Here is a 14895-nt window from a genome sequence, read left to right on the forward strand (position 1 = left end):
AGCTGAACGTTTTCGGCTTTTGGTAATCATAGCAGGGGCAGATAAGACACAAATGACGGGGCAGGGTACGTGTAAACGGTATGGGAAAAACGTTAAGTAAAAAGAGCAGACCAGTTTACGGATGAAAATCGTTACCATATGCCCCATCAAAATAAAGGGTTAGTTATGAGAAGAGCAGTTATTACCGGTCTGGGCATCGTGTCCAGCATTGGTGTAAATCAGGACGAAGTGCTGGCTTCATTGAAAGCAGGCAAATCAGGTATCACTTTTTCAGAGCAATTCGCTGAAATGGGTCTGCGCAGCCAGGTCTGGGGTAACGTGGACATTGATTTATCAGAGCACATCGACCGTAAAGTTATGCGCTTTATGGGTGATGCCGCTGCTTATGCTTATGTAGCAATGCAACAGGCAATCGCTGATTCCGGTTTGGAAGAAAAAGATATTTCAAATGAACGCACTGGTATTATCGCCGGCTCCGGCGGTGCGTCATCGTTAAATCAGGTCGCTTCAGCAGACATTCTTCGTGAGAAGGGCGTAAAGCGCATGGGTCCTTATATGGTTCCCCGTTGTATGGCGTCTACAGTTTCAGCCTGTCTGGCAACACCGTTTAAAATTAAAGGTGTGAACTATTCTATTGCTTCAGCGTGTGCGACCAGTGCTCACTGTATTGGTAATGCCCTGGAATTGATCCAGCTGGGTAAACAGGATGTGGTATTTGCCGGTGGCGGTGAAGAACTGCACTGGTCACTGTCCAGCCAGTTTGATGCAATGGGAGCGTTGTCGTCGAAATACAATGACAACCCGTCTGTTGCTTCCCGTACTTATGATGCTAACCGCGATGGTTTCGTCAGCTCCGGTGGTGGCGGTATGGTTGTTGTAGAAGAGCTGGAACATGCTCTGGCCCGTGGTGCAACCATCTACGGTGAAGTGGTAGGTTACGGCGCCACGTCAGACGGCTACGACATGGTCGCGCCTTCCGGTGAAGGTGCGGTACGTTGTATGAAGATGGCGATGCAGAATGTTAATGCACCTATCGATTATCTGAACACTCACGGTACATCTACGCCGGTGGGTGATGTGAAGGAACTGGCTGCTATTCAGGAAGTCTTCGGTCAGTCCGGTGTGCCAATCAGTGCAACCAAGTCTCTGACTGGTCATGCTCTGGGTGCTGCCGGTGTGAATGAAGCGATTTACAGCTTGCTGATGATGAAGAACAACTTCATCGCGCCGTCTATCAACATTGATACGCTGGACGATGCAGCGGCGGGCCTGGACATTGTGACAGCCACCCGTGAAGCAACCCTGAATACCATTATGTCTAACAGCTTTGGTTTCGGCGGTACAAACGCTACGCTGGTTATGCAGCGTTACAACGGATAAGTAAGCAGTCAGAAGACTGTTTATACTGCTATAAATGATAAACGCCCGCACCGGTTATCCGCTGCGGGCGTTTCGTTTTGTGAATTACGTTACGTTCCAGTATTATACCGGCCTTAGCAAGTCTGACAGTGTTTGATATGACCCGCATTTTGTTCGAAGAAAGTATCCCTCAGGGAATGGCCTATTTTTCAGCGCTCGGCGAGGCTTCACCGTTTCATGGTCCTTCGCTGGATGCAAAAGCGCTTTTTGGTACTGACTATCTGGCGGTCAGATCTACCACCAAAGTGAACGAAGCGCTGCTGTCCGGTGCCGGGCAGTTAAAGCTGGTAACTACGGCAACGGCGGGCACAAATCATCTGGATAAAACCGCACTGGAACAGGCGGGTGTGCCATGGCGTTCTGCCGGTGGATGCAATGCAGTAGCCGTAGCTGAGTATGTGGTGAGTGTACTGATGAACGCTCACCGTCAGGGCAAGCTGGATTTAAGCCGTATTACTGTTGGTGTAGTCGGCGCCGGACATGTAGGCAGTGCACTGGCAGAAAGACTGCATGCACTTAACATTGCTCATGTACTGTGCGATCCGCCTCTTGAGGCCGCCGGTGACAGCCGGCATTTTACCGGCATGGACACCATCATGACCTGTGATGTCATTACCCTGCATGTGCCTTTTGTCAAAGACGGACCTCATCCCACCGTGGATTTGCTTAATGCAGAACGTATAAGCGGTCTGCGGGCAGGGCAGCTGCTGATCAATGCCTGTCGCGGTGAAGTCATTGATGAACCTGCGTTGCTGACACGTTTACAACAACCTGAGGCACCGCTGGTGGTTCTTGATGTGTTCCGCAATGAACCTGAGATCAATCAGGCATTGTTGCCGTATTTGTGGTTTGCCACACCTCACATTGCCGGTCACTCTGTTGAAGGTAAGCTGCGGGGAACGCAAATGGCATATGAACATGTGTGTGAAGCCATGGGTGTAACGCCAGAACTCACTATGGAAGATTTTTTAACTGCGCCGGAAGCCCGTCATTTTGACGTGCCTGATGCCACAGCCGAAGCGCTGGACTGGGTTACGTTGTCTGACCTGATCTTGTCTGTATACGACGTCAGCAAAGACGACGGGCTGTTTCGCCGTGATACCGGTAAAGAAGGGTTTCTTAATTTACGTAAGCATTATCCTGCCAGAAGGGAATGCAGTGCCGGTTTTCTGCGACTTGCAGCACCGGTTTCAGAAGGCATAACAGAGCAACTGAGTGGCCTGGGTTTTCAATTTAATTTTGTGCGCTGAAACTTTCAGCGTACCGACAGGAGAAAAGAATAATGTCACAAGTTTTTGATGTGGCGGTACTGGGTGCAACAGGCCTGGTCGGACAAACCATGATTGAGTTGCTCGAAGAGCGTAAATTTCCGGTAGGAACCCTGTATCCGCTGGCCAGTGAACGTTCTGCCGGTACAACCATTAACTTCAAAGGCGAAGAAATTGAAGTACTGAACGCCGATGACTTCGACTGGACGCTGGTACAGTTCGGTTTCTTCTCTGCAGGCGGCGATATTTCTGCCCGTATTGCACCGGTTGCGGCGGACGCCGGTTGTATCGTTATCGATAATACCTCACATTTCCGGTACGAGCCTGATGTACCGCTGGTTGTGCCTGAAGTGAACCCCCATGCGCTGGCAGACTTCCGCAACCGGAATATTATTGCCAATCCGAATTGCTCAACCATTCAGATGATGGTGGCCCTGAAGCCCATCCATGAAATCGCCGGCATTGAACGTATTAATGTGTGCACTTATCAGTCTGTTTCCGGTGGCGGCAAAAGTGCAATGGAAGAGCTGGCACTGCAAACCGCCAATCTGCTGAACACACGGCCGGTTACACCGGAAGCATTCAGCCGTCAGATTGCCTTTAATGCCATCCCGCAAATCGACGCCTTCATGGACAACGATTACACCAAAGAAGAGATGAAAATGGTGTGGGAAACGCAAAAAATCCTCGGTGACGACAGTTTGCTGGTGAATGCTACTGCTGTGCGCGTGCCGGTTTTTTACGGACACGGTGAAGCCATCCATCTGGAAACCCGCATGCCAGTGGATGCTCTGCAAGTGAAAGGGTTGCTGGCGCAGGCGCCCGGCGTGAAGGTGTACGAAGAAAGAGAAGCGTTCCCCACCCAGGTGAGCAGTGCAAGTGGCAATGACTGGGTACACGTGGGCCGCATCCGTGATGATATTTCTCATCCCAACGGCCTGAATATGTGGGTGGTGTCTGATAACGTACGTAAAGGGGCGGCAACGAACAGCATTCAGATTGCTGAAACCCTGATTAAAGACTATCTGTAAACACCCGGCGCAGAGGTAAACTTCTGCGCCTTTGTGCCGATAAAACAATGAAAAGGCTGTTTTACAGACTGTCATCGGCAGAAGAAAACGGCCTTTTTCTAGATAGTTACCGTTAACTGGTTTATAGTTTTGGTAAGTAACCTGTGCGGGCTTGTCATCATGGATTAAAGCTTGCATAACCCCGTGAAACCACAGGTTTTATTCTGTGAGTGACGGTTTTCTGACTCGCCGGAAGCAATCCGGCACGCCCGGAGCATCAGGCTCCGGCATTATAAGAATAACAGGCAGCGGTGTGCCGGCTTGTCCGTGTACTGGCTACACCACATGGCCTGGCCACCATGACACCGTCATGGTAGACGCTTGAGGGCATATAGGAACGCTATGAAATCGCATGTTACGGGCTTGCTTATTTTTTTATTGCTGCTGACGGCAACCCCTGATTCCGGTCAGGCTCAGGAACGGGAAACTGCCATCCGCGGGCCGAAAGATGCCACCAGTCAGTTCTCCGGCAATGTTTATGGTCCTATAGACGACAACGATACCCTCTGGCGTATAGCCGACCGCTACCGTCAAAATAAGAACCTTTCTGTCTACCAGGTGATGGTAGCTATTTATGAACTGAACCCTGATTCTTTTGAGCAGCAAAACCTTAATTTACTGGTTGACGGCGCTGTTCTGAAACTGCCGTCTGAGCGTTATGTTGCCCGCATTGATCCTGTGAGAGCGAAACAACGTGCCGAGCAGGATGATGACAGCTTTGCCCGTATGGAAAGCAAGCCCGGCAGCAGCCTGAATAATCTTAAACCGCCGGTACCGCTGGTAAACCAGCAGGATCTCAGTTCTACCCGCTCCGCAATTGAAGACAAAATTACCCGTCTGGACAGTCAGCAAACTCAGCAATTTGATGAATTACGACAGCAATTTGCTGCCTCGCTGGAAAACGTGCAGGCCATCCTCGATGAAAACCGCAAGCTATATACCCGTGTTGAACAGGTTAACGATGATTTAGCGTCTCTGCGTACCCAGGTGGAAGGGGACGTGCAGAATCAGATGGATGAGCAAACTGCGTTACAAAAGCAGTTATTGCAAATGATGCAGCAGGAACAGGCGGAGCGTCAGGCTGAAAAAGACGCGTCGTTTATGAATACGCTGATGCAACCCATGAGCCTCATCATCGGCTCGGGTATCCTCACGTTATTACTGGTGGGCGGACTGGTTGCCTGGTTCCTCAAACGGGGTAAGAAAGAAGAAGATGATCCCATGCAGCCTGTGGCGCAGGTCTCTACCGCCGACACCGCACCGGTTGTTGCTGCCGCCCCGGCAGCGATTGTGCCTGAGCTGGATGACACGCCGGAATTGTCAGATGACGAACTCTTTAACGATGATGAATTGTTAGATGATGTGTTATCCGACGAACTGGAAGAATCACTGGACGATGATCTCGAAAGCTTCGCTGACCTTGATGATGACATGCTGGTTCCGGATGACGATTTTGCTTTCGAAGACGGTGATTCCGAGTTAGGTCAGGATGAACTGGACAGTTTGTTCGATGATGAGCCGTTATCTGATGATTCACTGGTGCCTGATGTGGACGATCTGGACGGCATTGATCTGTCCGGTGATGACGATGACAGCGCAGACGATTCCACAGAGGAAGCACCTGCGGAGCCGGCTGCTGAAATGGTGGCTGACGATGACATTGATGCGCTGCTGGCACAAAATTCCGCTGATAATAACGCGGCAGAAGAAAGTAGTGCAGAAACAGATGCTGCTGACAGTGCAGCAGACGTTGATGATTTTGATATCGATGCATTGCTGGATGCAAATTCAGGCACAGCTGAAGAGCCTGCAACAGAAGAGGAAGATGACGGGGATATCGACCCGGACGACATTCTGGCTGAATTTGAAGCGCCGTCAGCGGACGAAGAAGACAAGCCGGAAATTGATATCGACGATTTGCTCGACGAACATCAGCCTGATTCTGTCATGGGCAGTGATAACGGCGATGTTGATGACGACATGCTGGGCAAAATTGACCGTGAAATCAATGACCAGAATCAGGAACTGGACCGTCTCACAGACAACATCATTACGGAAATGGACCAACTCGACCAGATGGCGGACATGCTGGGCGACGATGAGGATGAAGAAGACGAGATCACTACAGAAACAGCGCCTTCACCTCAGGCTATTCAGGATCTTGACGCATTCAGCGAAGACCTGGACGAAATTGACGTTGAGGATATGGAGAATGCCGGCGAGTTTACTGACCCGCTTTCTGATGACCTCATCGCAGAGCTCCAGGGCGAACAGGACAGTGACGAGGATGACGCCGGCGTTGACGATGCAAACGACGCACTTGCCGATGAACTGCTGGCTGAGCTTGAAGCTGAAGATGATGAAGTAGATACCTTATCAGATGAATTACTGGCCGAACTGGAAGCCGAAGAATTATCCGGTGAGCAGGATGCGCTTGCTGATGAGACATTATTGCAGGAAGACTCCGAAGACAGTGAATTTGAGGCAGATATTGATGACGACCTGACCAATGACCTGCTGGCAGAACTGGAGTCTGAGGGCGAAACAGAGGACCCTGCAGAAGAAAGTGCTGAAGAAGACATCACAGCAGAAGGTGACGTAGCTGAAAATGACCTGGCAGAAGAGAGCCTGACAGACGAAAGTGCGGAAGAGCAAAACCTTCCAGAAGAAGCCATTGAGAACGAAGACACAACAGTTGAAGACGACGTCGCTGATGAGCCTGAGCGGGAAAGCGAACTGACTTCAGACGTTGAAACAAACGATCCGTTTGATTCTGATGCGTTGTCTGAGTTGGATGAACCTTTTGGAGAAGAGACTGCAGATTCGGAAGAGCTGCCTGTTGATGAAGAATTCGCAGAAGCAGCCGTTACCGGAGAAGACGGGTCTGCAACGGAAGAAGATCTACCGGATGCTGAAGAACATTCTGCATCCGGTGAATTTACCGGTGATGAACTAGCCGCTAAAGAAGCTCCTTCACAGGACGAGGAGTTGTCAGTCGACAAAGATTCTGTTGAAGACGTAACTTTATCCGATGATGAGATCTCAGAAGAGCCGGAACCTGCTGAAGAAGAGAATTCTTTATCGTCAGATGCTGACGCACTTATTGCTGAAATTGAAAATGCGCAATATGAGCAGGAAGCTGAAATCGATAACGACGATGAGGCAGAACCTCAACCTTCAGAAGATGACGTTGAAGAAGAGCCTGCTTTTGAGTCCACTGAAGCAGGTCAGGAAGATGCACAGACAGAGAAATATCAGCCTGAAGAAGTTGATGCATTAGCTGACGAATTACTTGCCGAACTGGAAGGTACTGACGACGATGTGCCTGCAGAAGCAGAAGCAGAAGCAGAAGCAGAAGCAGAAGCAGAAGCAGAAGCAGAAGCAGAAGCAGAAGCAGAAGCAGAAGCAGAAGCAGAAGCAGAGTCCACGCCTGCGGATGTAGAAGAATTACTTGCCGGCATCGACGATGACGATAGCCTTGTGCCAGAGCCAGAGCCAGAGCCAGAGCCAGAGCCAGAGCCAGAGCCAGAGCCAGAGCCAGAGCCAGAGCCAGAGCCAGAGCCAGAGCCAGAGCCAGAACCGGAAGAGTCGAATGACGGCAGTGCACTTGATGAGGCACTGGCAGAGTTCGACCGGCAGATGATGGACGATATTCCTTCTTTCGCCAGTATGGACACGCCTGCGTCTTCTGAGCGTTCAGCTCCGGAGGAACCTGCCGGTGACACAGAAGAAAGTATCGATGACTTCAGCCTCGAGCAGGAGCAGGACGGTGAACTACCACAAAAACCTGTGTCAGAAGAATACAATGAATTGTCTGACTTGCCGGGTCTGGATGACTGGCTGTCACAGGATCACAGCGAGGATCACAAGTTACTTGATGAGCTTGAACAGGCTGATTTTGATGACCTGCTGGGTGGACTGGGCGATGACGAAGAAGCACAGACCGGCACTTCACCGGTCGCTCCGGACACAGCCGGGGACAATGAACCGGCACCTCAGGAAAAGCCGGACATGTCACTGGGCAACCCGGATCTTGACCTTGAAGCGTTGTTGTCTGATCCGCAACAAAGCATTGACGATGACACCGAAGAAAATGACTTTCTTGATGTGGAAACCCTCATCAATGACAGTGATGACGACAGTGCCATTGATGATGATGCCCCGCTGGACCTGGATGTCAGCCTGTCTGACTTCTCCGGGATTGGCGAAGATGATGATGTTATCGACATCGACAAGGATGCCGGTCAGAGTGCAAATCTTGACCTCGCCCGTGTTTATGTCGAAATGGATGACTTTGCCGCTGCCAGAGAACTGTTGAACGAAGTCCTTGAAAAGGGTAGCGAAGATCAGATTGAAGAAGCCAAAACAATCCTCGCCGGTTTAAGTTAGTGTCTGCGCGCTAACGCTTGCATCTGGCTAAGTGGCTGACTACACTTAGCCGGTTTTTTAGGGGGAGCAGAATTTTCATGGCAAGAATCGCCCTGGGCGTCGAGTATGATGGCGCAGCACACTATGGCTGGCAGCGTCAGCGTGAATTACCCAGTGTGCAGGGATATCTGGAAAAAGCACTGTCTGTGGTAGCCAATCAACCCATTGATGTGCAATGTGCCGGTCGTACCGATGCCGGCGTACATGCCACCGGTCAGGTGGTGCATTTCGACTTTGACGGTGAACGTCCGGACCGTGCCTGGACAATGGGTGTGAACACCAACCTTCCTGATTCTGTCGCTGTGAGCTGGGTAAAAACCGTCAGTGATGATTTTCACGCCCGCTTCTCTGCAACCCACCGTCGCTACCGCTATGTGATTTATAATTCGCCGCTGCGTCCGGCTATTCTGCTGAACGGCGTTACCCACGAATACCAGGAACTGGATGCATCACTGATGCACGAGGCTGCTCAGGCGGTGATCGGCGAACAGGATTTCACCTCATTCCGTGCTGCTCACTGCCAGTCAAAAACGCCGTTTCGTAACGTTACCGGTGTATCTGTGTTTCGTCAGGGCCGCTATGTAATAGTCGAAATTCGTGCAAATGCATTTTTGCACCACATGGTGCGCAATATTGTCGGTTCACTCATTAAAGTAGGGTGTGGCGAACAGCCGGTAAGCTGGATTGCAGAACTGTTAGCCGCGAAAGACCGTACACAGGCGGCTGCAACAGCAAAACCGAACGGACTGTACCTGGTCGATGTGACTTACCCGGACACATTCGGCATTCCCCGCCAACCGGCCGGGCCGTTGTTTCTGCCGGAAACCTGAAAGCCTGATGAGCAGTCGGTGAGTGGCTTGACTTCTTAGACCAGTTTTACTTTTTACCGGGTGCGGATATGTGGTCTAATACATGGCTAAATCGCGTTCTTTTAACACTGTGCACAAATAAAGACCAACGAAGCATAGTTACAGATAACAAGGATTCTCCTTACTATGAGCTGGATTCAAAAAATTCTGCCTAAAACTCAAACGTCCACTAAAGGTAACGTACCGGAAGGTGTGTGGACGAAATGTTCAAGCTGTCAGGCTGTGCTGTACAAGCAGGAACTGGAAAAGCTGCTGGAAGTGTGTCCCAAGTGTGACAACCATATGCGTATCAGCGCCCGTAAGCGTATTGATGCGTTTCTGGACACCGGCGACCGTAAAGAGCTGGGCGGAGATTTAGAACCTCAGGACGTTCTGAAATTCAAAGATTCCAAGCGCTATAAAGATCGCATCGTTGCAGCACAAAAAAGCACCAACGAGAAAGACGCATTAATCGTGATGCAGGGCAAACTGAAAGGCATGCCGGTTGTGGTTGCCAGCTTTGAATTTGCCTTCATGGGCGGTTCTATGGCTTCTGTTGTCGGTGCCCGTTTCGTGGCTGCTGTTAATGCCTGCCTTGAACACAACATGCCACTGATTTGTTTCTCTGCTTCCGGCGGTGCCCGTATGCAGGAAGCGTTGATGTCATTAATGCAGATGGCGAAAACCTCTGCTGCACTGGCAAAAATGAGCGAAAAGGGTTTACCTTACATTTCTGTGCTTACCGACCCTACAATGGGTGGTGTTTCGGCCAGTCTAGCTATGCTGGGTGACGTCAACGTTGCCGAGCCAAAAGCACTTATCGGTTTCGCAGGCCCGCGGGTTATCGAACAGACCGTTCGTGAAACCTTGCCTGAAGGTTTCCAGCGCAGTGAATTCCTGCTGGAAAAAGGTGCCATCGATATGATTGTTGACCGTCGTAAAATGCGTGATAAATTACACGGCCTGTTAGAAAAGATGCATCGCCCGAATTAAGTGAATAAACAATCACCTTCTTTTACTGCGTCAGCGGATAACTCTCTGACGCAGTGGTTGGCCTACCTTGAGTCCATTCATCCCACAGCCATCGATATGGGGCTGACGCGGGTGAAGCAGGTCGCTGACAAACTCGCCTTAGATTTTTCAAACCAGACTGTCATCACCGTTGCCGGTACAAACGGCAAAGGCACTACTTGCCGCTTCATCGAACAAGCCTGCCTGGCGCAGGGTAAAACTACAGGTGTGTATTCCTCTCCCCATCTGCTGGATTACCGTGAGCGTGTACGCATCAGTGGCGACATTGAAGCCGAAAGCCGGTACTGCGAAGCCTTCGCTGCAATTGAGCAGGCCAGAGGTGATATCAGCCTGACCTATTTTGAATTTGGTACGCTTGCCGCCATGCTGATGATGGTGAATGCCGGTGTCGACATTGCTATTCTTGAAGTAGGTCTTGGTGGCCGGCTGGATGCAACCAATATCGTTGAACCGTCTGTTGCTGTTATCACGACCATCGGTCTGGATCATATGGACTGGCTGGGAGATACCCGTGAAGCCATCGCCATTGAGAAAGCCGGTATCATGCGCAATAACGGCATTGCGGTAGTAGGAGAGCGCGAGCCGCCGTCAACGCTGGATGAGTACGTCAGTGAACATCAGGTTGATACCTGGTGGGCCGGCCGGACGTTCGGTACAGAGCTGCAGGGTGACATGTGGCGCTGGTATCATGAAGATGAGCAGACTGCCTGGTTGTCCATGCCGCAAATTCCGCTGCAAAACGTGGCAACAGCACTGGCAACATTGAAACGTCTGGGGTTGTTTCCTGACAATATCGCACTGCAACAGCTTGTCAGTACCGTGAATGTGCCCGGACGCAGACAAACCTTATCCCAATCCCCTGAAGTGCTGGTTGATGTGGCCCATAACCCACAGGCCTGTGCATTAATGCGCGACTGGGCCGACAGCGGATTAAACGGTGAACTGCATATTGTTGCCGGTATGCTGGCAGATAAATCACTGGCCGCGACGCTGGATGAACTGGCGGGCGTAAAGGCGAAGTGGTACCTTGGTAATACCAGCGGGCCAAGAGGCTTAAGTGGCAGTACCTTAATGTCTCACTTACAGCCACATCAGCGGGCACATGCCAATGCATTTGATTCGGTAACCGCCGCTTATAAAGCAGCCCGTGAAGCAGCAAATGAGAACGACCGCATCCTGGTATTTGGTTCTTTTCTTACCGTTGCGGATGTATTAACGTTTCACAAGGACAGTAGTATCCAATAGGAGTAAACAGTGACCCCGGCGTTACATAACAGACTGGTCGGCACCGTTATTCTGGTCGCGCTGGCAGTCATTTTCCTGCCAGATTTTCTCGACAGAAAAAAAGAAACGAATCAGGACGAATTTGTCAGTGTGCCGGCTACGCCGGCGAAAAAGCCTATTGTGGATCCCGAACCGTTTCCTGTAGACCGCGTTGCGGGTGTCACCCAACGTCCGCTGGAAGTGGTCGATGAGCCTGCGGTTGATGATGAAGCTGCACAGGTTGCTGCATCGTCAGAAAAAGCACAGCAAGCTATTGAAGACGACCTGGCCCGTCAGACAGTGGTGGAGCAGCCTGCGCCGGAAGCCGATGAAGGCAGCTGGGTGGTGCAGCTTGGCAGCTTCCGCCACCAGAAAAACGTAAAGCAATTACTCGTAAAACTTGAACAGGCCGGCTACCGTGCCTTCAGCCGCCCTGTGGAAACCCGTTCCGGTCCGCTGACGAAAGTGTTCGTCGGACCAGATACCGACAAAGCAAAATTACAAAAAGCAGTGCCGCATTTGCAGGAGATCACCGGACTGAAAGGGAAGGTGGCTACATTCAACGCCGAATAGCTTCCGGCGGCAGGTGGCAAGTTTTTCTTACTCAGGCGGGAAGTTACCCGGTCCGCGTTAAGATTACACATTGGTAATCTCCGGGGCTTCTGTTAGAATGCGCGCCATCTCGCAGCGGGGCAGTCACACTGAGTGCTTAACGACAGACGGATAGTATAACGCTTCATGAATTGGGTTGATTTTTCCATTCTCGGTATTATCGCGGTTTCAACGCTGATAAGTCTGATGCGTGGCTTTGTGAAAGAAGCCATTTCCCTGATTGTCTGGTTCGGTGCACTTTTTATTGCCAGTGAATTTCATGCCGATCTTGCTGTCTATTTCACGCAAATAGACGACGAGGTGCTGCGCAATGGTGCTGCAATCGTTGTTCTCTTTATTGTTACGCTGGTACTGGGTGGTTTATTTAACCACGTTGTCGGCCAGTTAGTACAAGCTTCAGGATTATCCGGCACCGACCGGGCGTTAGGCGCAATTTTCGGCGCTTTACGTGGCGTACTGATTGTAAGCGCACTATTGTTCTTTATGGATACGTTTACCGATGCAGCAAAAGCCGTTTGGTGGAGCCAGTCTCTGCTGATACCGGAATTTGGTGTCATCATAGAGTGGTTTTTCACCTTCGTGAAAGGCAGCTCCAGTTTTCTAAAACCCGCTTGATATAGGTAAAGCAAATGTGTGGTATTGTCGGAATTGTTGGTAAAACACCTGTTGCTCAGTCACTCTATGATGGACTGACAGTGTTACAGCATCGCGGACAGGACGCTGCTGGTATCATTACGATCGAACAGAATCGATTTAATCTGAGAAAAGCAAATGGCCTGGTGCGGGATGTTTTCCACACACGCCATATGAAGCGTCTGTCAGGAAATATGGGTATCGGTCACTGCCGTTATCCCACCGCAGGCACATCAAGCTCTGCTGAGGCACAGCCTTTCTACGTGAACTCACCTTTCGGTATCGCGTTTGCGCATAACGGTAACCTTACCAATGCACACGAACTGCAGGACGAAGTGTTCCGTATTGCCCGCCGTCACATTAATACCTCTTCAGATTCTGAACTGTTATTAAACATTCTGGCTCATGAACTGCAGCAGGTTGCCGACTTAACCGTAACTGCAAAAGATATTTTCAAAGTGGTCACAACCGTCCATAAGAAGATCCGCGGTGCCTATGCCGTGGTTGCTGCGATTATCGGACAGGGCCTGGTAGCTTTCCGTGACCCTAACGGTATCCGTCCTCTGGCACTGGGCAAGCGCATTACAGAAATGGGCGAAGAATACATGGTTGCTTCTGAGAGCGTGGCTCTGGATGCGGTAGGTTTTACCTTCATCCGTGACGTAGCACCGGGCGAATGTGTATACATCACCGAAAAAGGTGAACTGCATACCCGGCAGTGTGCTGAAGTACCGGCCACTTCTCCGTGTATTTTTGAATTTGTTTACTTTGCCCGTCCTGATTCATTCATCGATGGTATTTCTGTTTATGCTTCCCGTGTCAACATGGGGCGTAAGCTGGGTGAGAAAATTGCCCGCGAGTGGGCCGACCTCGATATCGATGTGGTCATTCCTATTCCGGAAACCTCCATGGATGTGGCGCTGCAAATCGCCAATACCCTTGAGTTACCGTACCGTCAGGGCTTCGTGAAAAACCGTTATATCGGCCGTACCTTCATTATGCCGGGACAGACCATGCGTAAGCAGTCTGTACGCCGTAAACTGAACGCAATTTCTTCAGAATTTAAAGGCAAAAACGTACTGCTGGTAGATGACTCTATTGTACGGGGCACCACGTCCGGTCAAATCATCGAAATGGCCCGTGAGTCCGGTGCGAAGAAAGTTTACTTTGCTTCCGCTGCCCCTGAGATCCGTTTCCCGAATGTTTACGGTATCGATATGCCGTCTGCCAATGAACTGATTGCCTACGGCCGTGAGATTGACCAGATTGCAGATCTTATTCAGGCTGACGGACTGATTTTCCAGGACATTGAAGATCTGGTTGAAGCGGTACGGGAAGAGAATCCTGAAATTCAGCGCTTTGAAACATCAGTATTCGACGGTAATTACATTACTGCTGATATTGACCAGGATTACCTTGAGCGTATCGATATTGCCCGTGGTGAAGCGTCTAAGAGTGGTCCTGTCGTGCAGGCAGAATTGTCTAATCTGGAAATGCACAATATGGATTCTGACAACTAAGCCGGGAATCCGCGCACCAAATAAAAAGACCGCTCTCAGAGCGGTCTTTTGCTTTCGGATATGGATGAAATTTAATGATCAGTGCACGTATACCGGACCGAAGCCCATACTCCACATGATCACGGTGCTGGCCATTAAAATAGCCAGAAGTACCAGCCCGCACGTCACTACAGAGCTGGCATAAATGAAACCTTTACCATCCGGTATATGCATCATGATTGGCGTACCTGAATAAAGCAGGTATACAGAGTAGGCGAGTCCGACCAGACCTACTGTCATCACGAACCAGAGTTCCGGATAAAGACCAGCAAACCCGGTCATAAATAATGGTGTCGCCGTATATGCTGCAAGATCTAAAGACTCTGTATAATTGGGCTTGGCGTCAAACGCATTAGCAAGCTCATGAATCATGTAGGTAAGAATAAGCACACCGGCTATCAGGCCAAAATACATGCCCACTGCCAGCATTGCTGCGCTTTGCTCGGTCAGTTTTATTAGATCACCGGCACCGATACTCCAGCCAAGGTGTGCGCCGGAATAATACGTGACCAGTGAAGGTATCAACGCAATAACCCCGATATGACTAAGGGCATATACACAACTTTCATGTCGTCTGTCTATGTCCTGCCATTCTTCGCGGGGATGAGTGTATATGCCGAGCAAGTGATTCAATATCATATTTTCACCTTATTGTTACCGGCGCTGCGTGCAGCGTTGATCATATTGACGTTTGTTTATGGTTAATATAATTAACATTAATTTTACAATGAGTGTTGATCATGTTTGGTGCAGGGTCAAATAT

The 14895-nt window shown here is 50.3% G+C and carries 12 protein-coding genes; 11 read left to right on the forward strand and 1 reads right to left on the reverse strand.

Annotated elements, in window-relative coordinates; genetic code table 11:
* Positions 1-165: 165 nt before the first annotated feature.
* From fabB to purF, 11 genes are all read left to right on the forward strand, one after another.
* The gene (gene fabB / locus ACXAG2_RS17680; protein ID WP_119501829.1) at positions 166-1380 is read left to right on the forward strand and encodes a beta-ketoacyl-ACP synthase I; all 1215 of its coding nucleotides are present in this window, start codon (positions 166-168) and stop codon (positions 1378-1380) included.
* A gap of 137 nt (positions 1381-1517) precedes the next feature.
* Entirely contained in the window at positions 1518-2669 is a 1152-nt protein-coding gene (locus ACXAG2_RS17685; protein ID WP_474869156.1) for a 4-phosphoerythronate dehydrogenase, read from the forward strand.
* 32 nt (positions 2670-2701) lie between these two features.
* Positions 2702-3718 carry an aspartate-semialdehyde dehydrogenase gene (locus ACXAG2_RS17690; RefSeq protein ID WP_474869158.1) on the forward strand — a complete coding sequence of 339 codons (1017 nt, stop codon included), beginning with the start codon at positions 2702-2704 and terminating at the stop codon, positions 3716-3718.
* A 205-nt stretch (positions 3719-3923) separates the two neighbouring features.
* Positions 3924-4082 (forward strand): hypothetical protein, encoded by a 159-nt coding sequence (locus tag ACXAG2_RS17695; protein WP_161599157.1) that lies wholly within the window; start codon positions 3924-3926, stop codon positions 4080-4082.
* A gap of 17 nt (positions 4083-4099) precedes the next feature.
* Positions 4100-8146 carry a FimV/HubP family polar landmark protein gene (locus ACXAG2_RS17700; RefSeq protein ID WP_474869160.1) on the forward strand — a complete coding sequence of 1349 codons (4047 nt, stop codon included), beginning with the start codon at positions 4100-4102 and terminating at the stop codon, positions 8144-8146.
* A 77-nt stretch (positions 8147-8223) separates the two neighbouring features.
* Positions 8224-9015, forward strand: a complete 792-nt coding sequence (gene truA, locus ACXAG2_RS17705; protein ID WP_119501825.1) for a tRNA pseudouridine(38-40) synthase TruA — start codon at positions 8224-8226, stop codon at positions 9013-9015.
* A gap of 165 nt (positions 9016-9180) precedes the next feature.
* Entirely contained in the window at positions 9181-10026 is an 846-nt protein-coding gene (accD, locus tag ACXAG2_RS17710; RefSeq protein ID WP_417507931.1) for an acetyl-CoA carboxylase, carboxyltransferase subunit beta, read from the forward strand.
* A complete protein-coding gene (folC, locus tag ACXAG2_RS17715) occupies positions 10027-11310 on the forward strand; it encodes a bifunctional tetrahydrofolate synthase/dihydrofolate synthase (protein ID WP_474869162.1) in 1284 nt (427 codons plus the stop codon).
* Positions 11311-11319: 9 nt separating this feature from the next.
* Positions 11320-11901: an SPOR domain-containing protein gene (locus tag ACXAG2_RS17720; protein ID WP_474869164.1), complete on the forward strand. Its 582-nt coding sequence runs from the start codon at positions 11320-11322 to the stop codon at positions 11899-11901.
* A 165-nt stretch (positions 11902-12066) separates the two neighbouring features.
* Entirely contained in the window at positions 12067-12555 is a 489-nt protein-coding gene (locus tag ACXAG2_RS17725) for a CvpA family protein (RefSeq protein ID WP_474869167.1), read from the forward strand.
* Between the two features lie 14 nt (positions 12556-12569).
* Positions 12570-14093, forward strand: coding sequence for an amidophosphoribosyltransferase (gene purF, locus ACXAG2_RS17730; protein ID WP_474846638.1), 1524 nt, complete (start codon positions 12570-12572; stop codon positions 14091-14093).
* Positions 14094-14171: 78 nt separating this feature from the next.
* Here the strand turns inward: purF and ACXAG2_RS17735 are convergent, their stop codons facing one another.
* Complete coding sequence (locus tag ACXAG2_RS17735) at positions 14172-14771, reverse strand: Yip1 family protein (protein WP_119501819.1); 600 nt, start codon at positions 14769-14771, stop codon at positions 14172-14174.
* Positions 14772-14895 lie beyond the last annotated feature (124 nt).

It is taken from the genome of Alteromonas sp. ABH4_456, assembly GCF_056160645.1.

Excerpts from the sequence above, each read along its gene's own strand:
- fabB (WP_119501829.1), top strand. The coding sequence starts at position 166 with ATGAGAAGAGCAGTTATTACCGGTCTGGGCATCGTGTCCAGCATTGGT.
- ACXAG2_RS17685 (WP_474869156.1), top strand. The coding sequence starts at position 1,518 with ATGACCCGCATTTTGTTCGAAGAAAGTATCCCTCAGGGAATGGCCTAT.
- ACXAG2_RS17690 (WP_474869158.1), top strand. The coding sequence starts at position 2,702 with ATGTCACAAGTTTTTGATGTGGCGGTACTGGGTGCAACAGGCCTGGTC.
- ACXAG2_RS17700 (WP_474869160.1), top strand. The coding sequence starts at position 4,100 with ATGAAATCGCATGTTACGGGCTTGCTTATTTTTTTATTGCTGCTGACG.
- truA (WP_119501825.1), top strand. The coding sequence starts at position 8,224 with ATGGCAAGAATCGCCCTGGGCGTCGAGTATGATGGCGCAGCACACTAT.
- accD (WP_417507931.1), top strand. The coding sequence starts at position 9,181 with ATGAGCTGGATTCAAAAAATTCTGCCTAAAACTCAAACGTCCACTAAA.
- ACXAG2_RS17725 (WP_474869167.1), top strand. The coding sequence starts at position 12,067 with ATGAATTGGGTTGATTTTTCCATTCTCGGTATTATCGCGGTTTCAACG.
- purF (WP_474846638.1), top strand. The coding sequence starts at position 12,570 with ATGTGTGGTATTGTCGGAATTGTTGGTAAAACACCTGTTGCTCAGTCA.
- ACXAG2_RS17735 (WP_119501819.1), bottom strand. The coding sequence starts at position 14,771 with ATGATATTGAATCACTTGCTCGGCATATACACTCATCCCCGCGAAGAA.